This is a genomic window from Streptococcus sp. SO2, from assembly GCF_030440025.1.
On the sequence record NZ_JAQFJH010000015.1, the window covers coordinates 13,438 to 38,903 of the forward strand.

A 25,466-nucleotide genomic window follows, 5' to 3' on the forward strand; every position below is an offset into this window, starting at 1 on the left:
TTCTTTTTGATAATGGTCTTAAGTGGTGGGGACGGAAGCAAACCTTCGGTTTCATTCCTAAAATTTGAGCCTAAGGTCTCAAATTTTCCCTAGACCAGAACAGATACTGTTCTGGTCTTTTCACCACGGCGACCATTATCGGGTTTGGCGACTCAGTCGCTTTTGAAATTTTATTTGTTCGCCTTGCTTCCGATATCTGTTCGGTAAAAGAGGCCTTCTGTTTTTTGTTGGGAGAGTTCTTGGTAGATGCTTTCTTGGGCTTCTTTGACGGTATCTGCTGTGGTGACGAGCATATAGACACGTCCTCCGTTTGAAAGAAGGTCTTGGCCATTTTCAGCGAATTTAGCACCGGCATAGTAAGTGATGATATCGCCGTCTGTCTTGGCTGGAAGCTTGACACCTTTCTCATAAGCGAGTGGGTAGCCGTTTGAGGCCACAACCACGCCCAATGTCACACCCTTGTCCGTCCAAGTGATGGCTGGCTCTTTGCCATCCAAAATGTCAGTGATGTTTTGCGCAAAGTCAGATGTCAAACGAGGCAAGATGATTTGCGTTTCAGGGTCACCAAAACGTGAGTTGAACTCGATGACTTTCGGTCCATCAGCTGTCAAGATAAGACCAGCGTAAAGGACACCAAGGTACGGACGACCTTCTTTAATCATGCCTTCAAGAACCGGCTTGACAATGGTGTCAACCGCTGTATCAACCACGCTCTGTGGTAAGTGAGGAACTGGCGCATAGGCACCCATCCCACCAGTGTTAGGACCCTTGTCGCCATCATAGGCACGTTTGTGGTCCTGAGCCGTTGGCATGATGTAGAACTTGTCCCCATTGACAAAGGCAAAGAGAGAGAACTCTTCCCCGTCAAGGAATTCCTCGATGACCACACGCGCACCTGAATCACCGAATTTATTGTCTAAAAGCATCTCGTGAGCAGCTTCGACGGCTTGCTCAACCGTTTCAGCAACGACGACACCTTTACCTAGGGCTAAGCCGTCTGCTTTGACGACGATTGGAGCGCCTTTTTCCTCAATGTAGGCCTTGGCTTCCTCGAAATCTGAAAATGTGCCATAGGCTGCTGTCGGAACGTCGTATTTGACCATGATTTCCTTAGCAAAATCCTTAGACCACTCAAGCTCAGCCGCAGCCTTGGTAGGACCAAAGGCTTTGAGTCCAGCCGCATTGAAATCATCCACGATACCAGCTGCAAGGGCATCATCTGGACCGATAAAGGTCCAAGCAATATCGTTCGCTTTTGCGAAGTCAATCAGATTAGAATGTTCGGAAATTCCGATATTGATCAAATCAAGACCGTCCAATGTCATCCCGTCATTACCAGGAGCCACGAAAACTTGCTCAACGTCCTTAGACTCCAATAATTTCTTGGCAATCGCATGTTCACGACCACCAGAACCAACAACCAAAAGTTTCATTTGAAAGATACCTCAATATCAAATAAGACTAGGGGCAAATGCCCGTTAACGACAATCATTCGGAAAAATTAGCAATTTTCACGAATTATACATAACCATTATAACATATTTGTTCGGTAGTTTGAATTTCTAATCCCATTTATTCGGAAAAGAAAAGCACCACTGATGTGGTGCGGGGAAAAAGAAAGTATTAAAAATAAAAAAGAGAAGATCATAATCTCTTCTCTTTTTTCTGTGTTCAAATTTCCTACAACTATAGTACCATTAATCTTTTTACTTTTCAACAATAAAATTTAAATTTTTTGCATTTTTCCCTCTGGGTGTCTCCTCATACTCAAATGAAACCCTATCTCCAACAATTGGATTAAGAAAGTTCACCTCATCCAAACTAAAATAAAATGAACCGTTGGAATTTTTTACAAAACCAGAATCATACTTAATAGTTACTATAATTCCTTCAGTGTCCTCAGTAATTTCTTGAGCTAAAGCGTCATAATTGACACCTAGTCTTTTAGCTAAATCAACAACATCGACGCTATATGATTCACTATGCTCTAAAATTGCCGTTTTTAGTTTCTTTACTACATTATTAGTGTTGTTAACTATTAAACTGAAATGCTGTTGAATCTTTTTTTCTAATAATTGCTTTGCATCTAGATCAAAAGATAAAAAGGATAGATCATTTAATGCTTTTATTAGTATTGAAGCAGTTCCCCCATCAATTGTTTCCAAATCTTCAATTAACTCGATCGCTTTCTCAAGTAATTCTAATCTCTTCTTATAATCACGCCTTTTAAATTGACTCCCTTTCCTTATGTATAAATCTGCATATCTACTAATATATTGATTTTTAAATCTGTCTTTTTCATCAGAAGTAATATCAATACTTTTTAAAGCCATCTCTGCTTCTTCATATCTTACAAGAAAAATTAACACTCGTGCTTTTTCAAGTAATATCTCTTTTGAATCTGGATAATTTTTTTCAGCTTCCAAAATTTCTTGATAAGCACTTTCATAATCATCCATTTTATTTCTGTAAAAAATACTAAATAAATACAAGACTGTAGCTTTTTCATAACCTTTATTAGCATTTTCTACAGCTGTTCTGTACGATTCAATAGCTTCATATAAATTCATATTCTCTGCATTTATATATGCTTTTATTTTATAAACTTCAAAATAATCTGGAGCTACTTCCCGAGCTCTCTCAACAGATTCTTCAGCTTCTTTCCATCGTTTATCTGCACTATATTGTAAAGCTTGCTTTAGATAAAATGAAGAAATCTTTTTATTATCTGTTTCTAGATTACCAAAAATAGTCTTAGCGAAAAATGGCGATGCTTCTTTTTCAAGTTGAATATTTTGTAAAATACGAGATAACTCACTTCTTTTTTTAGAAACTTTTTTAATAAAATCGTTACTCGGCTTATTATATAGTGAAAGGTAATCTTTTGCCATACTATTAATTTGATATGTATTTGATTTTGAATCAAGCATACTGGTGGACTGTAATACATTGATGTCCTCAGCTAATTCATATGTTGACTTATCCATATAGAAATCAATTACACCAAATACTAAAGGTTTCCCTTCTAATAAAAATAAATGGAGTATTTCTTTTTGTGAGGGGTTTAATTTGTCAATAATATTCGACATACTGAAATGAATTAAATTGTCCTTATGTGCCAATAAACTAGCCTCGTCTGTTTTAAAATAGATACTTGTGACAAACCATTTTATTGAGAGAGGACTCGAATATAAATCTTCAGTCAATAATTGTCTCAAACTATCTTTATCTCGCTTATACAACTCTAGTCCGTAATATTGGCACAGTAACCTAAAGTATTGTTCTGAATCTTTTAAACTCATTTCTGATAACCTAAAGCGCGTCTCTAGTTCTCCAACACCACTTCTTGAAGTAATTAATACTTTAGAATTATCTGGAATTGATTTTAAAAAATTTAGTATTTCTCCCGCTGTTACTGTTTCTAAATTATCAATAACAAGTAATGTATTGAAATTCTGCATAAAACTCAGTATGTCATCTACTGGAGAATCTGAATCTTCAACTGTTGATTTTTGTAATGACTTATACATTCCTTCAACAGAATGAATTGCACCTTTGATATTTATAAACTCACCTTTAGTTAAAGACTTTGTTTTTAAACTTACCCATACTATGGCATCAAACCTATCTTGATGCTCAGGATCATCTACAATATCATATAGGCATTTAATGGCAATAGCTGTTTTTCCAATTCCGCCATTACCAATAATAGTAATAATTTGAGATTTTTTATTTAAAATGAGTCCTTTTAGATCTGAAATTTCCTTTTTCCGTCCTACAAATCCAGTATCATCAAATTCTGGCAATGGTAAGTTATGATAAATTTTAGTTGTATCATCTTTTACTGTAGGTTTAACTTCCATCAATAATTGTTGAGGATTTTCTAAAATTAACTTTCTTGTTTCTTTTACTTGCTTCCAATTGATTTTTGGAAGTTCCTCATCAATTATATTTAACGCTTCTTCTAAAGTAGAGCGATCTGCAAATTCCAATGGCCTAGAATGCATAACCCTATTTCGAATTGGAATAATTTTATCAAAAATTTTCTTCATTTTTGACTTTTCTTCTAGATTGACCCTGAAGCTGCTGTGGTTTCCTATAATAAATGATACTAAATCTCCTAAATCCAGTTCTATCAATATTTCATATTCATCAGATGTCCCCTTACTGGAAGAAGTAGAGTCAGAATTTCTAGTTCTTGCTTTTTCAACAAAATCATTCGGTAAACCTATTACTGGCTTATTGTTACTGATAAAATTCCTTAAATCATATTCAATTGATGTACAAACTGCAAACATAAGTAAACGATTATTTAAATTAAATCTTTCCATCAAAAAACTCCATGTATTATTTTCTGTTTTAATTATACCAAAAAAGCAAGCCTCTCAGCTCACTTCTTGTACATTTATTTCTTCAAAACATATTCCCAGTCACCTGTAAAACCTAAGTGATGTAGATGAATACTGGATTGGTATTTAGCAAATAAGCCTCTTAAACGTGGGATAAAATTATTATTCCATTTATCACGATCAGTATACAACTGTTTAATGGCATATAATTGAGCCATGAGGCGATTTTTAATTTTGACATTTTCAGTCATAAAAGGTGGCAGCTGTCCAGGAACCTTTGTGAAGCTTCTATAGTACAGCCTACTGTAATGTGCGCAATAGTTTCTAAGAACAACTGCAACTTCAAGGTAGGTACGAACTTGAGTTATCTTGATATTCAAATCTTTAGCAATGAGACTTTGAACTGAATTTGGACTATCGGCATAAAACTTAGAAGTCATACCAAATGAAAAAAATTCAACTAAGACCCATAAGGGAAATTCACTATCATACTTAAACTGATGATGTTTATAAATAGGATCCTTTCTTCGATAACTCAGTTCTTTTTCAAGATTCTTCATAAATTCATCGTGTTTGTGATATTTGTTAAAGTTCTTGCTATATTTATAAGCTAAGGCGCCATACTGTTCAGAATGATGGTAAGCAACTTGCGTTTTAAAATATAACTCAATATCTTCAAGATACTCCATTAGCAAAAGTCTGAGCTCTGAATCAAACTGATAAATGCTGTAAATCTTCTCTAAAGACACCTTGTTGCTGTCATATTTTTGAGACTCCTCATCTCTAAAAGGCAAAAAATAAGCAGTTAGCCGATAATAATTAATACGTTTTAGAATAGTGATGGCATACTCCTTGGAAGTTATATCCTCACATCCGTGCTCAATTAATTTGGCTACCTGCTCTTCAAAAGTCTTAAATTCTTTGATTTCCATTCAATCATCCATATAAAAAAATGTCCGCCTTGTCACATCAGAGAGAGGTGGGCGGTCCTATTAACATCATTTTACTAAAGTTATCAGTAATTTGTCAAGAAGGAAATGCTTATTGCCACGATGTACACCTGAAAAATCCACCCTTCTCAGCTTACTTCTTATAAACATCTTTCCTATGTCCGCCATTGACAGCTACAATAATCAGCCCCTCATCTTCAATACGGCAGATGATACGATAGTGTCCGACGCGGTAATGCCAGAAATCTTTGATATTGCCAATTAATGCCTTGCTGTCTTGTATTGTCAGTACCATCAATTTCTCAAACCAAAATGAAAAACCCGCTTGAAGCGGGCTTTTTAGGAGATTTATGAAAAAGAAAAGTTTTAGGATTCCTATTGCTAGGATGACTATAGTATATAAGAACTTTCTTAATCGCTCCTTAAACTTTTCTTTCAGAAAGGTTAAAAAGTAGCTCTCATTTAATCATTTTTCATTTCGCATATTTTTCTAGATGTGTTTGGATTTTTGGCATGATGAGATGCATTATTTTAAGATTCGTAAAAGCTATTATCATGGCTAATAAAAGATAGACAAAGACTGATAACAAAGGAACGTCAGAAGACCAATAGTGGGAAATAATCATTAGAACCATTGGCAATTCTAGGGTTACTGTGACGACTCCAGGAACATAACCCCTAAATTGCAGGCACATGATATAATGGATTATGAAATGAGCTGTATAAGCTATTACAAAAGATAAATAGAGTAAAGTGTTGTGAGTTATTTGGCAGAATCCAGAAATAAACATCAGGATGATAAATTCCTCCAACACACCTACTGCAAAAGCGGAGCCTTGCGTAACGGAACCAAAGAACGGTTTCTTAAAAGTTTCTAATTTTTGATGATGCCGTGTTTTCCACAAGGGCATAAAAATCATTTCTTCAAAATCGTGTAAAATAAATAAAATAGGTAGCATCCAAACATTAAAAAGAATACTCATATCTTTACCTCCTTAATAACAACTAACGATTGTACAATGTTAAGAATAAATGATAATCATATATCACGCGCAACACTTTTAGTATAAAGATAAACTGTTACAAAAACAAGAGGTTAAGAGAAATTGGCACAGTTTGACCAAAAGTGTGACAGGAAAGGAAAAATATCATGGAATATCAAACGCGGCAATGGCTGGAAGAAGCCTTGTTCGATTTATTAGCAACTAAGAAGTCTCTCCAAAATATCAGCATTGCTGAACTCAGCGAGCATGCTCAAATTGCTAGACGAACGTTTTATCGTTATTACCATTCAAAAGAGGAAGTTCTTACGAACTATTTAGACCGCTTAATTCAAGACTATATTATCGAACTTCAAACAGCAAAACTGACTAATTTTGAAGATTTGGTGAACCTTTTCTTTCAGTATTGGAGCCAGTACACTGAGCCATTAAAAATTTTGCAAGGCGCAAACCTGCTCGTGCTTATCTTGCAAAGGTCTTATGATAAGCTTCCTGCTACTTATACTACTGTCATGGCACCTTGGCATGTCACAAACAGTAATCAAAGACAAATCACTTATGATAGTAGATTCATCGTTGGAGGTCTCTACAATATTTTTGATGAATGGTTAAAAACAGATTACCAGACAATGCCTGTTAACGAGCTAGTCACAACAACCTTAAACACCATAAAACGTATGAAAAATAGTTAAGTGAGAAACTGAGTTTTTCGAGATTAGTCATGAACAGCTCTAACAAATCATTTTAATAATTTCTAATACTAAAATGCTTATTGTTTTAGACATACAAAAAGAGAAGACAACTTACGTCTTCTCTCGTTGTTAGTGATAAATCATTTATCACAGTTGATAATGAGCTAATTTTTAAATACCCATCAATGTCTAAAATGTCTCACACCTGTAAATACCATTGTCAAGCCATATTTGTCCGCCGCTTCGATGGATTCTTGGTCACGGACGGAGCCTCCAGGCTGGATGATAGCTTTAATTCCTGCTTTGGCGATTTCTTCCACGTTATCTGCAAATGGGAAGAAGGCATCCGAAGCAAGGACAGCACCGTCAAGACGGTCTTTGGCTTGGTCAATCGCAATACGAACAGAAGCCACACGGTTAGTTTGACCTGGACCAACACCAAGTGTCATGTGGTCATTGGTTACGATGATTCCGTTTGATTTGACGTACTTGATAGCCTTCCAAGCGAACTCAAGAGCAGTTGCTTCTGTCTCGGTTGGCTGGCGTTTGGTCACCACTTGCCAGTCAGCTGGGCTTTCCTTGACCACGTCTTGATTTTGTACAAGAAGTCCACCAACCACGCCTGTGTATTCTGCTTCCACTTCGCTAGCATCTTGAGCGTCAAATGGCAAGGCAAGGACGCGCAAGTTTTTCTTTTTGTTGGTCAAAATGGCTAGCGCTTCATCCGTATAGCTCGGTGCGATGATGATCTCGAGGAAAACGCCGTGCATCTTCTCAGCTGTCGCAGCATCCACCTCACGGTTAAGGACGACAATCCCACCAAAGATAGACACTGGGTCAGACTCATAAGCATAATCCCAAGCAGTCTCAATGTCATCAGCCTGACCGATACCGCATGGATTCATATGTTTAAGTGCCACAACGGTTGGACGGTCTTTGAAATCACGAATGATACGAATGGCAGCATCCGCATCGCGGATATTGTTAAAGGACAATTCCTTACCGTTGAGCTGTTTAGCCGAAGCAATGGAGTAATCTGTCGGCAAGGCTTTTTGGTAGAAGTCCGCATCCTGCTGAGGATTTTCACCGTAACGCATTGGTTGCTTGAGGTCATAGGTCAAAGTGAGTTTTTCAGGTTTTTCTTCACCCACTTGAGCTGTGAAGTATTCTGCAATCAAGGCATCATAAGCCGCTGTGTGACGGAAAACCTTAGCCGCCAAACGTTGGCGAGTTTCATAGCTTGTTTCGCCATTAGCTGCCAATTCGTCAAGAACAACAGCATAGTCAGCAGGGTCTACCACAACCGTTACGCTGGCGTGATTCTTCGCTGCTGAACGAAGCATTGATGGACCACCGATATCGATGTTCTCCACCGCGTTAGCGTAGGTCACATCTGGTTTAAGAATGGTTTCCTTGAATGGGTAAAGATTGACCACAACAAGGTCAATGAGCTCGATCTGATTGTCCTTAGCAGCATCAAGGTGACTATCGAGGTCACGACGAGCGAGAAGCCCTCCGTGGATATTTGGGTGGAGAGTCTTAACACGACCGTCCATCATCTCTGGGAAACCAGTCACATCGTCAATGGCGATAGTGTCTACCCCAGCATTATCAAGGGCAACTTTGGTACCACCTGTTGAGATGATATCCCAACCAAATTTTTTGAGTTCTTGGGCAAATTCAACAATGCCCGCTTTGTCTGAGACGCTGATTAAGGCCTTTTTCGTCATTCTATTCCTCTTTCTTTAGATCCAAGCGCATAGCGACTTCGTTATTTTCTTCTATAAATCCTGTTTCCTGAAAACCCAGACTAGTCAACAGGTACTTCATTTTTTCATTTCCAACCACATAATCTGCGGTAATATGACTGCAAGCTCTATCCATCTGAGCCTCTTTGATTAGAACTTCCAAGGCTTTTCGACCATAACCTCTTCCTTGGTACTGCTGACCAATCATTATCCGCCAGATAAAGTATTCCGCTTCATCCTTGTCTATTTCTAGCAGGAGAAAGCCAACCACTTGCTTATCCCAATAGATTGCCATCGGAAACACATCTTCGTTTTTCCGGTAGAGCCATGCATCAGCTAAAGAGCGTACGTTTGGAGCCACGAAACGTGCTCGTTCATCAGCTTCAGATATTTTCAAATCCAGCACTGCCTGAAAACTGCTCTCATCTACTAATTTCAGTTCAATCATTTTTTCTCCTAGCAAGATTGCGCAATCAAAACTTGATTTACTTCTTACCTTCTCTCCACTCCCAAGCTATCCAGCACCTCTGGATACAACTTGTACTCCGCTTCATGAATACTAGCTTCAAAGCTATCGATGGTATCATCAGCTAGTCGTGGTACGCGTACTTGTTTGATGACCTTTCCTGTATCTACACCAGAGTCCACCCAGTGAATGGTCACGCCGCTCTCAGCAACACCAGCATCCCAAGCATCCTCAATCCCATGAGCTCCTGGAAATTCTGGCAGATAGGCTGGATGGATATTGATGATTCGGCCTTCATAGGCTGCCAATAAGGTTGGCCCAACGATTTTCATGTAGCCTGCTAGGCAGACCAAGTCAATCTGGTGCTCTTCCAAGAGTTCGACAAGAGCAGCTTCATAGTCCGCCTTGTTCTCAAACTCCTTGAGTTCAAAAGCATAGGACAGGACGCCGAGCTTGTCTGCACGTTCCAGCACATAGGCGTCACGATGGTCTGAAAAAACAAATTCCACCGGAAATTCTTCGGCAATCACCTGAAAGTTTGAGCCATTACCAGAGGCAAAAACCGCTATTTTTTTCATTTGATGATGACACTTTCGTTTTCTTTCTTGACGATGCGACCAATTTCATAAACTGGTTCATCCAGCAATTCCTTGACGCGACCTACATTTTCAGGGCTAACTGCCAGCATGAGTCCCACACCCATATTGAAGATTTCAAACATTTCTTCATGCTTGATTTCACCGTATTTTTCAAGAGCCTTGAAAATAGGAAGCACTGGAACCTTGTCTTCTTCAATTTCCGCAGCTAGGTCAGCCGCAAACATACGAGGGACATTCTCGATGAAACCACCACCTGTGATGTGGGCAATGCCGTTGACTAACTCTTCCTTGATGAGTGGCAAGACAGCCTTGACATAGATACGAGTCGGCTCAAGAAGGACTTCCTTGAGTTTCTTGCCTTCCAATTCCGGCAAGACTTCCTCACCTGTGTAGTCCGCAAAAACACGACGAACGAGGGAGTAACCATTTGAGTGAATCCCACTTGAGGCAAGTCCGAGAAGAACATCGCCTTCTGCCACCTTTGAACCGTCAATGATTTGAGATTTTTCAGCTACGCCGACCGCAAATCCAGCCAAGTCGTAGTCATCTTCGCCATACATACCAGGCATTTCAGCTGTTTCCCCACCAATGAGGGCTGCACCTGCCTGCACACAGCCTTCTGCCACACCAGCAACCACTTGTTCTAGTTTAGCTGGTTCATTCTTCCCTGTCGCCACATAGTCGAGGAAATAGAGGGGCTCCGCACCTGCAGCGATGATATCATTGACACACATGGCCACACAGTCCTGACCGATGGTATCATGCTTGTCGTATTTGATGGCCAACATGAGCTTGGTTCCGACACCATCAGTCCCTGAGATCAAGACCGGCTCTTTGACACCTGTTTTTGAAAGGTCAAACATGCCACCGAAACCACCTAGAGCTCCCATAACACCTGCACGCTCCGTACGAGCTACATGCTTTTTAATCCGTTCAACAACTTCATAACCCGCTTCAACATCCACACCGGATTGCGCATAAGCATTTTTATTTGTCATCTTTGTCTCCTCTTCCTTTCCTTTAATGGGGAGTCTTTATCCGTCTATTTGTAAAAACTGGTCTTTTCATCCAAACTTCTACGATAGTCTTCCTCATAGTCATAAAGAGGTGTTGGATAATCGCCGTCAAAGTAAGCGACACAGAGACCACCATTCGGCGCATCTGTTTCGATGCCGATAGAATCAATCAAGCCATCAATCGAAAGATAGGTCAGGCTATCCGCACCAATGATTTGACGAGTTTCTTCGACCGTATGATTGGCCGCAATCAGCTCCTGACGCGTCTGGATATCAATCCCGTAAAAACATGGATAAGCTAGCGCTGGACTACCAATAGCAACGTGAACTTCAGACGCACCTGCTTCTTTCAAAAGCTGAACGATACGGCGAGAGGTCGTCCCACGAACAATGGAATCATCCACCATAACCACACGTTTGCCTTTGACAACACCCGAAACAGCAGACAGTTTCATCCGCACCCCTTGCTCCCGCAATTCTTGAGTCGGTTGGATAAAGGTGCGTTGGGTGTATTGGTTTTTGATCAGACCCATTTCATTTGGCAGACCAGATTCTTCTGCAAATCCCATAGCTGCGCTGAGCGAGGAATTTGGCACACCGACCACAATATCCGCTTCATGCTTGAATTCACGGGCTAGTTGCGCTCCCATTCTCTTACGGGCCGTATGGACATTAACACCATGGATATTAGAGTCAGGACGGGCAAAGTAGATATACTCCATAGAGCAAATCGCCAGCTGGGTATCATTCGTATAGCTATCGTACTGAATCCCATTGTCATCCACAATCACAATTTCCCCTGGTTTTACATCACGAATCCACTCAGCACCGATGACTTCAAAAGCACAGGTTTCTGACGAAACCACCACCGCTCCGTTGGCCATTTTCCCAATAGAAAGTGGACGGAAACCATTAGGATCAAGCGCAGCAATCAACTTGTCCTCAAACAGCAGGATATAAGCAAAGCCACCTTTTACAAGGCTGAGCGCCTCCTTGATTTTGCCCATCAAGTTGGGATTGTGACTCCGACGAATGAGGTGAGCCAAGATTTCTGAGTCCGAAGTTGAACTGAAAATAGCTCCTCTTTGTTCCAATTCTTGCTTGAGCGATTCTGCATTGGTCAAGTTTCCGTTGTGAGCAAGTCCAAACTGCATATCATGAAAGCGAAAGAGGAAGGGCTGGATGTTATCCACAGAAGCTTCGCCAGCAGTCGCATAACGAACATGTCCAATCGCGCTCGTTCCAGTTAGTTTATCCAAATTAGCTGGATTTCTGAACACTTCTGACAACAGCCCCATATCACGATGGCGCTTCAATTGTCCTTGGTCATTGGAGAGGATTCCTGCCCCCTCCTGACCACGGTGCTGAAGACTGTGGAGCCCAAAATAGGTCAATTTTGCAGCATCTGGATGTCCCCAGATACCGAAAACACCACATTCTTCATTAAGAGATTTTACTTCGTATGTCATTTTTTATACCTAATTTTTATTTTTGCATCATTCCTTCAGTAGAGCCGAACGATACGGTAGAAGCTCGTTGCACTCGCAAAACAAACCTTTTACAATCATCAAGAGCTACATGGCTTTTACATTACTGATATTGTCTATCGGAAAAAACACAAATCTTACTTTCCAGTAAAGTATTTAACAGCCGACGCGAACAGGTGCTGGTCTTTATTTCCTGGGATGTTTTGGAAAAGACCGTCTTCATAACGTTCTGAGTGTCCCATTTTACCGATGATTTGGCCGTTCTTGCTGGTAATTCCTTCGATGGCATTTACAGAACCATTCGGATTGTACTTAGAATCCATACTTGGTTTGCCGTCAAAGTCAACGTATTGGCTAAAGATTTGACCATTGGCACGGAGCTCTGCAAATTCCTCAGCCGTCACGACAAACTTCCCTTCACCGTGCGAAACAGGAATAGCGTGGATATCGCCCACTTGCACACCAGCCAACCATGGCGAGTTGGTATTGGCAATTCGAGTTTCCACCATCTTAGCCACGTGCTGGTTGGCATCATTGTAGAAGAGGGTTGGGCTAGTACTGTTAGCATCCTCGAAGTTCCCGTATGGAAGAAGACCTGATTTGACCAAGGCCTGGAACCCATTACAGATACCGATAATCAAGCCACCACGAGCGATAAAGCTATCAATAGCTACACGCACTTTTTCATTGAGCAGGATGTTGACGATAAACTTAGCTGATCCATCCGGCTCATCCGCAGCTGAGAAACCACCCGCGAAGAAAAGGATATTAGCCTTGCCGATATTGTCAACCATAGTTTCAACTGACTTGACAATAGCCTCTTCATTCAAGGTCACGAATGGCACCAAGTTGACTTCTGCACCTTCTTTTTCAAAAGCTTTTGCTGAATCATATTCCGAGTTTGTTCCTGGGAAGACTGGGATGTAAACCACCGGTTTTTCAATAGTTTCCTTGACTTTGATGACTGCGTTAGAAGCGACAGCTGGTACTTCGTCCAATTCTTTAGATTGGGCAAATTCTGTTGGGTAAACTTCTTCCAGTTTCCCTTGGAAGGCACTGTCAAGCTTCTGTCCATCTAGCTTCACACCGTTGACAAGGAGTGTAAAGTCTGCTTTCGTTTGTCCAATCTTCTCTACTCCAGCGATTTCTTCAGGAGATGTGAAGACAAATCCGCCTAATTGAGCTGTCAAGGCTGTTTCAAATTCAGGCAAGGTTACCTCTGCACCAATATGATTCCCAAAAGTAGCAAGAGCCAAGCTTTCAAGGACACCACCGTATTTGACAGCTGATGCAGATGTTACTTTGTGACCAGCTTGGATGGCTTCAAACTGAGCAAAATTAGACTTAATCAAGTCAAAATCAATCTCTGCAGCAAGAGCTTGACCTGGGATGTAGTAGATATTTTCACCAGCAGTCTTGAACTCAGGAGAGAGCACCTTACGGCTATCTGCCGTCGTCACCCCAAAGGCGACCAAGGTTGGTGGTACCGTCAATTCTTCAAAGGTACCAGACATGGAGTCCTTACCACCGATAGATGGCAAACCAAGCTGGATTTGTGCTTCAATAGAGCCTAGAAGGGCGGCTACTGGCTGACCAAAACGCTCAGCTTGCTTGTCCATGCGCTCGAAATATTCTTGGTAAGAGAAACGAGCCTTAGACCAGTTGGCACCAGCAGCCACTAAACGAGCTGTCGCTTCGATAACCGCATGGGCAGCACCGTGGTATGGAGACCATTCTGCCACATAAGGGTTGAAACCTTGCGCCATGACTGACGCAGTGTGAGTCACACCGTGTTGGACTGGCAACTTTTGCACAGAAGCTTCAGTTGGTGTGAGTTGGTAGCGACCACCAAGTGGGTGATTGACCGTTGAACGACCGACCGAACAGTCAAAGATGGTTTGCAAGCCTTTTTGACTCGCATGGTTGAGGTCAGATAGAACCGCAAGGGTATCTGCTTCAAGTGTTTCAGCAGATGTTTGACGTTCTTCTGGAAGCTTGACATCCTTGTCTACCACCTTGGCATCGACAACCACGCGCACACCGTTTGTATCAAGGAAACGGCGTTCCAAGTCGACAATTGTTTCACCATTCCAGTGCATGACAAGATTTGGTTTTTCAGTCACTGTTGCCACAACAACAGCGTCAATATTTTCTTTATTACATTCAGCAACGAAGGCATCTACGTCCTCAGGACGCACCACAACTGCCATCCGTTCTTGTGATTCAGAAATGGCAATTTCTGTACCGTTCAAACCTTGGTATTTAAGAGGAACCTTGTTGAGGTCGATTTCAAGACCATCTGCCAATTCACCGATAGCCACACAGACACCACCTGCTCCAAAGTCATTGGACTTCTTGATGAGACGAGTGACATCGCCATTACGGAAAAGGCGTTGGATCTTGCGCTCTTCGATGGCATTCCCTTTTTGAACCTCAGCACCGGCAGTCTCTACAGACTCAACTGTTTGAACCTTAGAAGACCCTGTCGCACCACCAACACCATCACGCCCAGTCTTGCCACCTAGCAAGATAATCACATCACCCGCTTCAGGTTTTTCACGGACTACATTTTCCTTAGGAGCAGCACCAACAACGGCACCTAGCTCCATGCGTTTAGCTACAAACCCTGGGTGGAAGTATTCACGAACGTAAGTCGTTGCCAGACCAATTTGGTTACCATACGAAGAATAACCGTGAGCCGCTGTTTTCGAAATGACTTGTTGTGGCAATTTCCCAGCGCGCGTTTCTGAAATCGGCGCTGTAATGTCACCAGCACCTGAAATACGCATAGCTTGGTAAACGTAGGAACGTCCTGACAACGGGTCACGAATGGCGCCACCGATACAAGTAGCCGCTCCACCAAATGGCTCAATTTCCGTTGGGTGGTTGTGGGTTTCGTTTTTGAACATAAGGAGCCAAGGTTCCTTGACACCATCAACGTCCACTTCGATTTCAACCGAGCATGCATTGATTTCGTCAGACACTTCCATATCGTCCAAACGACCATTAGCACGCTCATAACGACCGAAAATAGTCGCCATATCCATCAAGGTTTGTGGCTTTTCAGAACGACCTAATTCCTCGCGCATAGCGATATATTTATCATAAGTCGCTTGCAATTGCTTTTGGAATTTAGAAGCTGAGAAATCAATCTGTTTCAACTCCGTCTCAAAAGTCGTGTGACGGCAGTGGTCAGACCAGTAAGTGTCCAAAACCTTGAGCTCCGTCTCAGTCGGCACGCGCCCGATTGACTTGAAGTAGTCTTGGATAAAGAGCAAATCATCCACTTCCATGGCCATCCCTTGCTCGGCCTTGTAGCGGGCAAAGTCTTCTGCCGTATAGCTTTCAAAGAAAGTCAATTCTGGAATAGTCTTGTCTGACTCTGAAAATTCCTGCTTGGCAATTCCTGTCGTGATGTCCTTGAAACGAGAATCAACTGGGTTGAGCAAGTAGTTCTTGACCGCTTCCAACTCAGTCGCATCAGTATCTTTATTAACCAAGTAAAGCTGGGCTGTGTTGACTGTCACATCACTCGAACTTCCCAGTAAAAGCAAGGCTTCCTGTGAAGAAGCTGCACGCTGGTCAAACTGTCCTGGCAAACTTTCAATGGCAAAGAAAGCATAGTTAGCAAGATCAGCCTGCACAGCCGCTTCATCCAAGACATGGTCTGTTACCTGCTCAGAGAAGATGTGCTTCTCTGCAGGTGCAAATAAGTCCTCTGCCAAGTCAAAGACATCATAAACTTGCACAATGCGAATACTTTTCAAAGTTGACAGTCCCAAGTTGTGCTGGAGCTCCCTTACCAAACTCTCTGACTTGACCTGAAAATCAGCCTTTTTCTCAACAAAAATACGTTTATCCATCAATTCTTATTCCTTTATTTCAGCTCTTGCAATGTTCCCAAACGACCTTGAAGGTGTTATTTTAAACCTTGCAACTTTTCCCAGACAATCTCGTAAACGTCTGTTAATTCTCCGAGACCTCTACGGAAAACATCCTTGTCCATGTGGTTGCCATCCGCATCCCACAAACGGCAGTTATCTGGTGAAAACTCGTCTGCCAAGATAATCTTGCCATCCTTGTCAAAACCGAACTCTAGCTTAAAGTCAATCAATTTGAGACCAATCTCAGCAAACCAATCCTTCAAGAGCTCATTGATACGACGGGTTTCTTCCTTCAAGTAAGCAATCTGCTGGTCATCCGCAATTTTTAGGAATTTCACATGCTCATCATTAATAAAGGGATCATCCAAATCATCATTTTTATAGTAAAATTCGACAATTGGAGTCTCAAATGCAATACCTTCTTCTACGCCAAAACGTTTTGAAAAGGAACCAGCCGTGTAGTTGCGGAGCACAACTTCCAAAGGAATAATCTCAACTTTTTTATTGAGCTGTTCCGTATCCGAAAGCTTCTCCACAAAGTGAGTCGCTACACCAGCCGCATTTAATTTCTCAAAAATAAAAGATGAAATCTGATTATTTAACACTCCCTTACCCGCAATCTGCTCCTTCTTGACACCGTTGAAGGCAGTGGCCTGGTCCTTGTAAGTTGAAATAATGAGATTTTCATCCTCAGTTGTATAGATATCCTTGGCTTTTCCCGAATAGATCAGTTGTTTTGACATTTTAAAGTTCGCCTTTCGTTTTACTTGAGCACATTCTACCACAAAAGCATGAAAAATTCAAGGTTTTTACGAATAAATAACGTTTTCCTATTTTAAGCGTAAAGAAAAACTGCAAGATGAACTCTTCTTACAGTTTTAAAATCATTTATCCTCTGAAAAACACGAATATTACCCTTTATTTAAAAATTGATCCCAAAAATAACGGAGATAGCTTTTCTTTCCCGTAATCATCTGCAGGCGGCCTTCTAAACCATAACGAAGTTTTTCAGCCTGTTCCGAAGTTAAATTAGTCTCCGCCTCAATTTTAAAGAAATTTCCTTGTTCAGTCTTTGTAGCTGTCGCATCGATACCTGTAATCGTAGAATCCAGGAAAATTTGATTCTTCGCATCATTAGTCGTAGTATAACGAACAGAGTCCCCAATCTTGACTCTAGCAACATCTTTTGAACTGAGATAAGCTGTGAGTTTGGTTTTCCCTTCTTTTTCCAAGGATGGGTAGAGTTGGGCTAGCAGGCTTCCTTCTGCGACCATCGTAGATTCACTAGTCTCAGGATTGAGGTGAAGCACCCCATCCTCACTTGCTGTAATCTTTCCCTTATCGAGGAGACCTCCCTGGACTTTCTTACCCGACTCTGCTTCTAAAATTTTCTGATCCAAAAGAGTTAATTCCTGACCGACTTTGACTAAGTGCTGAGATTTGAGCGATTCCAGCTGACTATCCAGTCCCGTTGCGTGGGCCTGTTGAGCTCCAGAACCCGCATACTGTACACGATACGTAGCTAGACTAGACTCTAGCTGGGCAATCTGCGCGTCCATCTGTGCAATAACTTGCGATTTAGCTTGCGAATCATCTTCACCTTGATTTTTATAGGTCTGATAAAATGAGTAGGCTGCATTTTGACTATCCAGTTGAGCTCCTGTTTCAATCGCTGACTTAGCTGTTTTATAATCTCGAATTTTATCCTCTGTTTGACTGATAAGATTGCCAATCTCGGCCTGGCTCTGACTTGCTGCCGCATTCTGCGAGGAGATGTTGGCATTTTGCTGCGAAACATTGCTCCTAAGACTACTAGCTTGGCTGAGATAATCTCGAAACATCTCCTGATAACCAAACTTATCCGCCTCTGGAAATTGATCACTCCCCTCTTTCAAACTGGATTGCAAATACCCCAACTGCTTTTTTTGATCCTTTAACATCTCCAATTGACTGGCATATGCCTCAACCTGGACAGCTTCCGCACCTTGCTGGTACTGAACGAGGAGTTCCCCCTGCTTGACTAGTTTGTTTTCTTCCAGATAATTTGCCACAATGCGTTGATTGCTAGTCGACTGGATATTGGCAATGATCCGACTAGGTTCGACAGTCGCTCTGGTAGACAAACTCATCTCCTTCTCTGCAAAAACTGCAAATCCCAGTAAAAACATGAGCAGAAGTGACATAGGTAAAATCACCCGACTGGAAAAATTATGGTAACGACGATTATAAAACTCCGCACTTTCTAAAAATTCTGGTTTCATCTTCTCCTCTTTCTAGCTATTCACCAAATGGGCATAAAAGCCATCCTGTGCAAGCAAGTCTGCATGGGTACCTTCTTCGACAATCTTGCCCTGATCCAAAACAACAACCTTCTCTGTCCGCTCAGCGATGGTCAAGCGATGGGCGATGAAAATCAAGGTCTTATCCAAAGCCATAAGATTATCCACGATTCGCTTCTCTGTCAAAATATCCAAACTGCTAGTCGCCTCGTCCAATATCAAAACAGGTGCATCCGTCAAGAGAGCACGCGCCAGAGCGATTCTCTGCCGTTGTCCACCAGAAATTCCAGCCCCATCCGAAGTTAATTCTGTCTGGTAATTCAGTGGCATGCGCTCAATATCCTCCCGAATCTCTGCTAATTCAACTGCCCGTAAGATATCTTCCTGAGTCGTTCCCTCCTTAGCTCCAAGGAGAAGATTCTCCAAAATCGTTCCGTTAAAGACATAGGGTTGTTGAGGCAGGTAGTTGATATACTGGCGCAAGGCCTTTTTATCAATCTGATTAAGATTGACACCACCTAGACTAATCTCTCCTTGACTAGGGTCATAGAAATTAACCATCATCTTGGCCAAGGTGGTTTTTCCTGACCCTGAAATCCCCACAAAAGCCACTTTAGAACCCTGCGGAATGGTAAAATTAATATCTGACAAGACGTCTCGACCATAGCCATACTTATAGTGAACCTGTTTAAAGGTCATATCCCCTTTCATCATGCTCAAATCTTCTACCGTTTTCTTCTCCTCAAACTCCGAAGCTACTAGATAAACCTCATTTAAGCGATTATTGGCAACCTGCGCTGTCTGAAGTTTGGTTTGTAGGTTAATGATATTTTCCAAAGGATTGGTAAAGTAAACAAGCAGGGTGTTATAAGTAATCAGCTGACCCAAACTCATTTTCCCATCCATAACAAGAATAGCTCCCAGCCAGAGAACGGCAACATTGAGCAGGAGCTGGGCAACTTTTTTCAGTGCCTTTTGCTGGCTTTCTGCCCGACTATAGGTAAAGGATTTTTTCAGATAAGCCACAAATTCCTTGTCAATCTTTTGATAGCGCGAACTTTCACTGGTCAACGACTTAATGGTCTCAATACCGTTGATGTCCTCGATGATAGAAGAAGACAGAACCGCATTAGCTTCCATGGTATCCCGATTCATCTTTTCAAACGGCTTCATAAAGGCAAAGATAATCACTGTATAGATGGGAAGCGCAAGCAGACTAATGAAAAAGAGCGTGATGTTCTGTGAAAATAGCACGAGCGAGATAATCAAAATCGTCGACACATCTAGGAAAATCGAAAGAATGGTCGAAGCTAGCGCGTCGATGATACTGTTGGCATCTGTAAAACGAGATACAATCTCTCCTGTCCTGCGTGTTGCAAAAAAGGACATTGGCAGGTGAAAAACATGCTTAATATAGGACAAAATCACATCGATAGACAGCCGTTGCCCCAGAACAAGTAAAAGATATTCCTGCGCATAAGACAAAATCTGCTGGAGGATATAGACGATGACCAACCCAATAGAGATGATGCCCAGCGTCGAGCGCATCTGGTCTGGCACGTAACTATCAATGATGGACTGAAGATAGTAGGAGCCCACGATATTGATCAAGGTTACCAAGAGTGTCGCTAGGACGATATTGGTAATTAAGCCACGCTGTTTGAATAAAATCGGCAAGAAGGATAGGAGACCCTGTTTCTTCTCCTTATGAGGTTTATAGCCCGGAGATGGCGCCATAAAAATACTGACCCCTGTCCACTCTTGCGCAAAACGCTCACGGGAAATCTTGGTCAGCTTGACACCAGGATCCGGATCAGCGATATGAATGTGCTTTTTATCCTGACCTATCACCACATAGTAGTGGAGCAACTTTCCTTCCTTGAGCACATGAGCCACAAAAGGAAAGGTCAAATCTGGCAGATCAAAGAGCGTCATATCCGCCTTGATAGCTCGCGTTTCAAAACCAATTTCCTGTGCCACCTTGACCAAGCCCAAAGCCGTCGTCCCATCCATGGTCGTCTTAGCTAGTTCTCTTAGATGAGCCAAGGAGTAATAACTACCGTAGTAACCAAAGATCATAGCCAAGGAAGCCACGCCACAATCCATCTGATCCACCTGGGGACGATAGTGCCTTTTCCTAAATTTCATATCCTTCTCCTTTTTCTAATAATCTCTTTAAAAATTTATAAGATTATTTTAACCAAACAAGGACGAAATAAGGGAATTATTTCTGAAAAAACAATATCCTCACCTGAACAGCACTTTTACCAAAGAAAATAGGCAGAACAAGAGTCCTGCCTAGAATATTCAATTACACAGATTTCTTGCCTTTCCCACTTCTTTTGTGAATGGCGTATAAAACGATAAACGCAAACGCGGGTGGCACCAGATAACTACTTTCACTCATTGTTAGCTGAAATCCAAGAGTTGCTAGAATCGTAAAGATGAAAATATTCATTAAAAATAGGAAAATAATATAGTAGAAAATATTTTACAATCCTAATCATTCTATTCTCCTTTTCTTTCTCCTTGGCCCCGATACAGTAAAATAAATACCACTAAAAACAAGGAGATCGTAGGTATATCAAAAGATTCAAACCATGTAGGTAGATTTATTTTGTTTACATCAGCTACGATTCTAATAATTAGATAAGCTATCGAGCTAAATAATACAGTGGTCTCTAGCCAAGCTTTTCCTAGTAATTGAACAACTTTCATCTCAAACTCCGATCTGATGGTTCATCAATTTCCAATCGTACTTTCTTTTGTTTTGTACTTGTATCCTAGATAAAACAGACCAAGTAGAATTGGATAGGTTTCTGGATAAAACAAGGTATTGATCGGATTTTTCATAATCATATACGTTGCGATATAAAGAATAATCGATACGACAAAATACCCCTCAGCAAATCCTAATAAGATTTTTTTCATAGCAGACTCCTATTTACCTGAAAAGAGTGCTCGAGTTGTTAAAATAGCTCCACCTGTATATACAAAACCTTTTACAAAACCAACTGCCACAGGGATAAGAAGGGGAAAGGCTCCCCCTTGAATTTCCTGCAAGTCCGTATCAGTCATTGTTTCAAATTTTAAAATAGATTTTTCCATATCATCTCCTCCTTCTATTACCATCTACTCGTCACATAATTATAACCTGCAATTCCTGCTGCAGTAATTCCACCAGCAATTTTAGCTGCTGTCACAGGATTAGCAATCACCCAAGCTACAATCGGCCATGCTCCCCCATTCACATCCGTCAACTCTTCTTCTGTAAGAGCTACAAAGTTCTGTTCCATGTTGTCAAAGTTTGTCATTTGTTTTCTCCTTATTTTTTTATATATTTAATCCTTAACCTCTAAGCCACTTAAATAGCCAGATTGGGTAAATTACTGAAATCATTTTCTTCTCTCCTTCCTTTTCTTCTCACTTATCTATTCGAGAAGTAATTTAAAATGAACAGGTAAATTTCATTTATTTTAAATACCATTTGATCAACCATGGCAATAAGATTGGTAAATACATCGCGTAATCTCCTTCCCTTTTTCCTTACCTATCTATTCGAAAAACAATTCGAAAATGAACAATTCATTCATTTTTATTTTAAAAACCACTTAATAAACCACGGATAAAAACCGGTCACATACATAAACGTTCCTCCTTTTTCTTTCTCATCTCTTTATTCGCAATTTCTACTAAAAGTTTCTCTTTTTTCCGCAAATAAAAAAACAACATGACTTGCATGTTGCTTTTGGCTATTTTTTATCTTTAATAATTGCTACTACATCCGCTACACTTTGAAGTTGATCGATTTCCTCATCAGTGATTTCGATACCAAATTCATCTTCTAGTGTCAAGACAAACTCCATCAAATCCACTGAGTCCGCATCTAGATCGTCTTTCAAACTCAAAGCCTCTGTTACGGCAAAGTCTTCTCCCTGTCGCTCTTGGATAATGGTTACAATACGGTCAAAAATTTCTTTTTCTGTCATCTTTTTTTATTCTCCTGAAAATTCACGCGCAGTCTGAGCAACTACGTCTGTTTCTAGCATGGTACGAATCTGACGAATCGTACTGTACACAGCCTTGGCATCACTTGAGCCATGGGTTTTTACAACTGGCGCCTTGACACCAAACAAAACTGCTCCTCCAACATCTGAATAGTTAAGCTGTGTCTTCAACCCCCTAAGACTATCCTTAAGAAGTAGAGCACCTAGCTTCGCTCGAAGACCACCACCTGTAATAGCTGTCTTGAGCAAGCCCATAATTCCCATGGCTGTCCCTTCAATGGATTTGAGAACAGCGTTTCCCGTGAAACCATCTGTCACGACAACATCCGCAACGCCATTCATCAGATCACGCGCTTCCACGTTTCCGATAAAGTTCAAACTTTCATCAGCTACTAGCAATTCGTAAGTTTCCTTACGAAGCGGGTCGCCCTTGCTGCTTTCTGTTCCATTGTTGAGTAAACCAACACGTGGTTTCGAAACCCCACGAACATTTTTCGCATAGAAGGAACCTAAAACAGCGTATTGGTGCAGATGATGGGCTGTATTTTCTGCATTGGCACCGAGATCTAGCATATCAAAGCCTTTTCCATCGATGGTCGGCAAGGTAGACATGAGTCCTGGACGATCGATATTTTTGATACGACCCACAATAAAGAATCCTGCAGCCAACAAGGCACCTGTGTTCCCAGCTGAGAGGACGGCGTCTGCTTCTCCCTCTTTGACTGCCTTGGCTGCTAATACCATGCTGGCATTTTTCTTCTTACGGATAGCTTTTGTCGGCTCATCGTCTGAGTTGATTTTCTCATCCGTATGGATAATGCTGACGCGCTCTGTAGCCGTTAGATATTGCTTGATCTTGCTTTCATCTCCGTAGAGTTGAATCTCAATATCTGAAAAGTCAGCAAGGGCTTGATTGACACCCTCAACGATGGCTTGAGGTGCGTAATCGCCCCCCATAGCATCTACTGCAATTTTTTTCATTTGTTTTCCTCTTTTAGTAATTGTCCCCAGTCTGCTAGGGAATCAATAAATTTCTTTGATTTAAGGTGAATCCCAACGTACTCTTCGTAGAGTTGATCCATAAACTTGCGTAGCTCTTGCTTGATTTCTGCCTTAAGCGAAATGGTCTCCAAGGTTTCAAAATCAATGGCTTGAAATTGATTGAGCAGATAAGGGATATTGGGATTGAGATGACAACGTCTCTCATCCTCATGATAATGCTCTGGGCAAAGGCAGGCTCCATATTTGAAAGAAAAGTCAAAGGCCTGACCCACCCGATGGCAAAAGACACACTCATTAAAATTAAGGCTGATTCCAAATCGAGTCAAGATTTGAATTTCAAAAATATTGGTTAAGACCTGATAATCTATCCCTGCTTCCATCAACTCCAGAGTCTTTCTCAAGAAAGCAAACAAGGGAGCATCCTGCTGATTATCCTGCAAACTAACATCTGCAAGAGCTGCCACATAGGTAGCATAGGCCATAACAAAGAGATCACTATTAATCTTTGGAAAGGTCATCACCTCATGGTAGTCCTCGATGTAGCTAAGCCCGTCATCATTGATTCGCAAGAGAAATCGTGCCAACACCAAGGGCTGAATAACCGGAGCTAGTTTGGACTGGCCAGCGTGTTTGACGAAAAACATGCGCTTGCCCGCCTGCTCGGTAAAAATTTTGACTAGCTTGTCATCCTCACGAAAGTTACGATTGTAGAGTACGAGACCTTGACTCGTGATAGACTGAATCATGCTTCTCTCATGTACTCCTCAAGTCGTTTCATGGCCTCTCTGATCGTTTCCATGCTGGCTGCATAAGATAGACGAACATAGCCTTCCCCATAACGTCCAAAGGCGGCACCAGGGATAAAGGCAACGGCCTTCTTATAGGCAAAATCCTTCAGAAAAGCAAAGGAGTCTTGATTGTAGCCCGCTGGAATCTTAGCAAAGATATAGAAGGCCCCATCTGGTTTGATAATCTCAAAACCAAGAGCAGTCATCTTTTCGATGATATAATCTCGACGCTGAATGTACTCCTTCTTCATAGGCTCGGCGTCGTTTTTACCAGCGGTCAAAGCCTCCACTGCAGCATGTTGAGCCATAGTATTTGCGGCAGTAACCAAATATTGGTGACTCTTGATTAACTGAGCTGTGAAAGTTGCAGGAGCAAAGATAAAGCCTAAACGCCAACCAGTCATAGCATGCGATTTAGATAAACCATTGATAATAATAGTCTGGTCTCTCAGCATAGTTCCCAAAGATACATGGGCTTCGCCTGTATAGGTTAATTCTGAGTAAACCTCATCACAGACAACAAAAATCTCATACTTGCGTAAAATGTCTGCCAAGGCTTCCAACTGCTCCCGACTATAGGTAATTCCTGTCGGATTAGCTGGATAGTTGAGAATGACAGCTTTGAGCTTGTCCCCTTGCTCCAAAATGGCCTTTTCCAACATCTCAGGAGTCAAGACAAAACCATTTTCAGTTGTATCAATCTCGACAATCTCTGCCCCAACCAGATTGACAATCGGTTCATAGCCTGGATAGGCAGGAGCTGGCAAGAGCACCTTGTCCCCCTCTTCCAAAATAGCTGTCAAAGTAGCAGATAAAGCCTCTGTCGCCCCAATTGTAACCAAAATTTCATTTTCAGGATTATAATCTAGCTGGTATTTTTCTTTTACAAAGTCGCTAGCAGCCTGGCGCAAGGTCAGTAAACCGCTCATCCCTGTATAGTAGGATTGGTTCTGGTCAATGGCCCGCTTGGCTGCCTCCTTGATATGATCTGGCGTTGTAAAATCAGGTTCCCCCAAGGTCAAACGCAAGACCCCAGGAATCTCTGTAATTGCCTGGTCAAACTGGCGAATCAAGGAAACTTGAATCTTGTCTAACTGTTTATTAAAGCGTTTGGTTAAGTCCATAGATATCCCCCTTGCTTACAGAACATAGTACTATTATACTACAAAAGCTTCCTGACCGCAAAATCCATCTGAAA

The 25,466-nt window shown here is 41.5% G+C and carries 23 protein-coding genes and 1 pseudogene; 1 reads left to right on the forward strand and 23 read right to left on the reverse strand.

All coding sequences use genetic code 11. The features are described from left to right. Positions 1-170 precede the first annotated feature (170 nt). The 5 genes from purD to PCY17_RS09820 all read right to left on the reverse strand — a co-directional run bounded on the left by purD (position 171) and on the right by PCY17_RS09820 (position 6,282). Positions 171-1,433 carry a phosphoribosylamine--glycine ligase gene (gene purD / locus PCY17_RS09800; protein WP_301393638.1) on the reverse strand — a complete coding sequence of 421 codons (1,263 nt, stop codon included), beginning with the start codon at positions 1,431-1,433 and terminating at the stop codon, positions 171-173. A 273-nt stretch (positions 1,434-1,706) separates the two neighbouring features. Then, positions 1,707-4,331, reverse strand: a complete 2,625-nt coding sequence (locus PCY17_RS09805; protein WP_301393640.1) for an NB-ARC domain-containing protein — start codon at positions 4,329-4,331, stop codon at positions 1,707-1,709. Between the two features lie 74 nt (positions 4,332-4,405). Next, positions 4,406-5,281: an Abi family protein gene (locus PCY17_RS09810; protein ID WP_002274082.1), complete on the reverse strand. Its 876-nt coding sequence runs from the start codon at positions 5,279-5,281 to the stop codon at positions 4,406-4,408. Positions 5,282-5,432: 151 nt separating this feature from the next. Further along, positions 5,433-5,594, reverse strand: coding sequence for a type II toxin-antitoxin system RelE/ParE family toxin (locus PCY17_RS09815; protein WP_002302001.1), 162 nt, complete (start codon positions 5,592-5,594; stop codon positions 5,433-5,435). Between the two features lie 178 nt (positions 5,595-5,772). Next, on the reverse strand, positions 5,773-6,282 hold the full coding sequence (locus tag PCY17_RS09820; protein WP_301393657.1) for an HXXEE domain-containing protein: 510 nt from the start codon (positions 6,280-6,282) through the stop codon (positions 5,773-5,775). 167 nt (positions 6,283-6,449) lie between these two features. On the opposite strand from PCY17_RS09820, the gene PCY17_RS09825 reads away from it, so the two are divergent. Beyond that, positions 6,450-6,992: a TetR/AcrR family transcriptional regulator gene (locus PCY17_RS09825; RefSeq protein ID WP_033605797.1), complete on the forward strand. Its 543-nt coding sequence runs from the start codon at positions 6,450-6,452 to the stop codon at positions 6,990-6,992. A 182-nt stretch (positions 6,993-7,174) separates the two neighbouring features. Here PCY17_RS09825 and purH read toward each other — a convergent pair whose 3' ends face one another. From purH to PCY17_RS09915, 18 genes and pseudogenes are all read right to left on the reverse strand, one after another. Continuing rightward, positions 7,175-8,722, reverse strand: coding sequence for a bifunctional phosphoribosylaminoimidazolecarboxamide formyltransferase/IMP cyclohydrolase (purH, locus tag PCY17_RS09830; protein ID WP_301393662.1), 1,548 nt, complete (start codon positions 8,720-8,722; stop codon positions 7,175-7,177). Position 8,723: 1 nt separating this feature from the next. Then, on the reverse strand, positions 8,724-9,188 hold the full coding sequence (locus PCY17_RS09835) for a GNAT family N-acetyltransferase (RefSeq protein WP_061853010.1): 465 nt from the start codon (positions 9,186-9,188) through the stop codon (positions 8,724-8,726). Positions 9,189-9,232: 44 nt separating this feature from the next. Continuing rightward, positions 9,233-9,784, reverse strand: coding sequence for a phosphoribosylglycinamide formyltransferase (gene purN / locus PCY17_RS09840; RefSeq protein WP_301393670.1), 552 nt, complete (start codon positions 9,782-9,784; stop codon positions 9,233-9,235). After that, a complete protein-coding gene (purM, locus tag PCY17_RS09845) occupies positions 9,781-10,803 on the reverse strand; it encodes a phosphoribosylformylglycinamidine cyclo-ligase (protein WP_000182571.1) in 1,023 nt (340 codons plus the stop codon). Before purM ends, purN begins: the two co-directional genes overlap by 4 nt. 44 nt (positions 10,804-10,847) lie before the next feature. After that, positions 10,848-12,290 carry an amidophosphoribosyltransferase gene (gene purF, locus PCY17_RS09850; protein ID WP_301393673.1) on the reverse strand — a complete coding sequence of 481 codons (1,443 nt, stop codon included), beginning with the start codon at positions 12,288-12,290 and terminating at the stop codon, positions 10,848-10,850. 155 nt (positions 12,291-12,445) lie between these two features. Then, positions 12,446-16,171 (reverse strand): phosphoribosylformylglycinamidine synthase, encoded by a 3,726-nt coding sequence (locus PCY17_RS09855; RefSeq protein WP_301393676.1) that lies wholly within the window; start codon positions 16,169-16,171, stop codon positions 12,446-12,448. Positions 16,172-16,227: 56 nt separating this feature from the next. Beyond that, complete coding sequence (purC, locus tag PCY17_RS09860) at positions 16,228-16,935, reverse strand: phosphoribosylaminoimidazolesuccinocarboxamide synthase (RefSeq protein ID WP_000043288.1); 708 nt, start codon at positions 16,933-16,935, stop codon at positions 16,228-16,230. Between the two features lie 168 nt (positions 16,936-17,103). Further along, a complete protein-coding gene (gene comB / locus PCY17_RS09865) occupies positions 17,104-18,453 on the reverse strand; it encodes a competence pheromone export protein ComB (protein WP_084944000.1) in 1,350 nt (449 codons plus the stop codon). A 12-nt stretch (positions 18,454-18,465) separates the two neighbouring features. Then, positions 18,466-20,619 carry a peptide cleavage/export ABC transporter ComA gene (gene comA, locus PCY17_RS09870; protein WP_084944001.1) on the reverse strand — a complete coding sequence of 718 codons (2,154 nt, stop codon included), beginning with the start codon at positions 20,617-20,619 and terminating at the stop codon, positions 18,466-18,468. A gap of 163 nt (positions 20,620-20,782) precedes the next feature. After that, positions 20,783-20,978, reverse strand: a pseudogene (locus PCY17_RS09875) (hypothetical protein). Between the two features lies 1 nt (position 20,979). Continuing rightward, on the reverse strand, positions 20,980-21,189 hold the full coding sequence (locus PCY17_RS09880) for a bacteriocin immunity protein (protein ID WP_070696356.1): 210 nt from the start codon (positions 21,187-21,189) through the stop codon (positions 20,980-20,982). Between the two features lie 24 nt (positions 21,190-21,213). Continuing rightward, the gene (locus PCY17_RS09885) at positions 21,214-21,402 is read right to left on the reverse strand and encodes a hypothetical protein (RefSeq protein ID WP_000722239.1); all 189 of its coding nucleotides are present in this window, start codon (positions 21,400-21,402) and stop codon (positions 21,214-21,216) included. A gap of 9 nt (positions 21,403-21,411) precedes the next feature. Beyond that, entirely contained in the window at positions 21,412-21,579 is a 168-nt protein-coding gene (locus PCY17_RS09890; protein ID WP_000415691.1) for a bacteriocin, read from the reverse strand. Positions 21,580-21,596: 17 nt separating this feature from the next. After that, on the reverse strand, positions 21,597-21,785 hold the full coding sequence (locus PCY17_RS09895; RefSeq protein ID WP_000180835.1) for a class IIb bacteriocin, lactobin A/cerein 7B family: 189 nt from the start codon (positions 21,783-21,785) through the stop codon (positions 21,597-21,599). 438 nt (positions 21,786-22,223) lie between these two features. Continuing rightward, positions 22,224-22,460 (reverse strand): acyl carrier protein, encoded by a 237-nt coding sequence (locus PCY17_RS09900; protein WP_000136435.1) that lies wholly within the window; start codon positions 22,458-22,460, stop codon positions 22,224-22,226. A 6-nt stretch (positions 22,461-22,466) separates the two neighbouring features. Beyond that, positions 22,467-23,459, reverse strand: coding sequence for a phosphate acyltransferase PlsX (gene plsX, locus PCY17_RS09905; protein ID WP_301393689.1), 993 nt, complete (start codon positions 23,457-23,459; stop codon positions 22,467-22,469). After that, positions 23,456-24,226, reverse strand: a complete 771-nt coding sequence (gene recO / locus PCY17_RS09910; RefSeq protein WP_070534765.1) for a DNA repair protein RecO — start codon at positions 24,224-24,226, stop codon at positions 23,456-23,458. Before recO ends, plsX begins: the two co-directional genes overlap by 4 nt. After that, complete coding sequence (locus PCY17_RS09915) at positions 24,223-25,392, reverse strand: pyridoxal phosphate-dependent aminotransferase (protein WP_301393695.1); 1,170 nt, start codon at positions 25,390-25,392, stop codon at positions 24,223-24,225. The genes recO and PCY17_RS09915 overlap by 4 nt, the downstream gene beginning before the upstream one ends. Positions 25,393-25,466: the final 74 nt, after the last annotated feature.

Coding starts and splice junctions, on each gene's coding strand:
- purD (WP_301393638.1), bottom strand. CDS start 1,433: ATGAAACTTTTGGTTGTTGGTTCTGGTGGTCGTGAACATGCGATTGCC.
- PCY17_RS09805 (WP_301393640.1), bottom strand. CDS start 4,331: ATGGAAAGATTTAATTTAAATAATCGTTTACTTATGTTTGCAGTTTGT.
- PCY17_RS09810 (WP_002274082.1), bottom strand. CDS start 5,281: ATGGAAATCAAAGAATTTAAGACTTTTGAAGAGCAGGTAGCCAAATTA.
- PCY17_RS09815 (WP_002302001.1), bottom strand. CDS start 5,594: ATGGTACTGACAATACAAGACAGCAAGGCATTAATTGGCAATATCAAA.
- PCY17_RS09820 (WP_301393657.1), bottom strand. CDS start 6,282: ATGAGTATTCTTTTTAATGTTTGGATGCTACCTATTTTATTTATTTTA.
- PCY17_RS09825 (WP_033605797.1), top strand. CDS start 6,450: ATGGAATATCAAACGCGGCAATGGCTGGAAGAAGCCTTGTTCGATTTA.
- purH (WP_301393662.1), bottom strand. CDS start 8,722: ATGACGAAAAAGGCCTTAATCAGCGTCTCAGACAAAGCGGGCATTGTT.
- PCY17_RS09835 (WP_061853010.1), bottom strand. CDS start 9,188: ATGATTGAACTGAAATTAGTAGATGAGAGCAGTTTTCAGGCAGTGCTG.
- purN (WP_301393670.1), bottom strand. CDS start 9,784: ATGAAAAAAATAGCGGTTTTTGCCTCTGGTAATGGCTCAAACTTTCAG.
- purM (WP_000182571.1), bottom strand. CDS start 10,803: ATGACAAATAAAAATGCTTATGCGCAATCCGGTGTGGATGTTGAAGCG.
- purF (WP_301393673.1), bottom strand. CDS start 12,290: ATGACATACGAAGTAAAATCTCTTAATGAAGAATGTGGTGTTTTCGGT.
- PCY17_RS09855 (WP_301393676.1), bottom strand. CDS start 16,171: ATGGATAAACGTATTTTTGTTGAGAAAAAGGCTGATTTTCAGGTCAAG.
- purC (WP_000043288.1), bottom strand. CDS start 16,935: ATGTCAAAACAACTGATCTATTCGGGAAAAGCCAAGGATATCTATACA.
- comB (WP_084944000.1), bottom strand. CDS start 18,453: ATGAAACCAGAATTTTTAGAAAGTGCGGAGTTTTATAATCGTCGTTAC.
- comA (WP_084944001.1), bottom strand. CDS start 20,619: ATGAAATTTAGGAAAAGGCACTATCGTCCCCAGGTGGATCAGATGGAT.
- PCY17_RS09880 (WP_070696356.1), bottom strand. CDS start 21,189: ATGAAAGTTGTTCAATTACTAGGAAAAGCTTGGCTAGAGACCACTGTA.
- PCY17_RS09885 (WP_000722239.1), bottom strand. CDS start 21,402: ATGAAAAAAATCTTATTAGGATTTGCTGAGGGGTATTTTGTCGTATCG.
- PCY17_RS09890 (WP_000415691.1), bottom strand. CDS start 21,579: ATGGAAAAATCTATTTTAAAATTTGAAACAATGACTGATACGGACTTG.
- PCY17_RS09895 (WP_000180835.1), bottom strand. CDS start 21,785: ATGACAAACTTTGACAACATGGAACAGAACTTTGTAGCTCTTACAGAA.
- PCY17_RS09900 (WP_000136435.1), bottom strand. CDS start 22,460: ATGACAGAAAAAGAAATTTTTGACCGTATTGTAACCATTATCCAAGAG.
- plsX (WP_301393689.1), bottom strand. CDS start 23,459: ATGAAAAAAATTGCAGTAGATGCTATGGGGGGCGATTACGCACCTCAA.
- recO (WP_070534765.1), bottom strand. CDS start 24,226: ATGATTCAGTCTATCACGAGTCAAGGTCTCGTACTCTACAATCGTAAC.
- PCY17_RS09915 (WP_301393695.1), bottom strand. CDS start 25,392: ATGGACTTAACCAAACGCTTTAATAAACAGTTAGACAAGATTCAAGTT.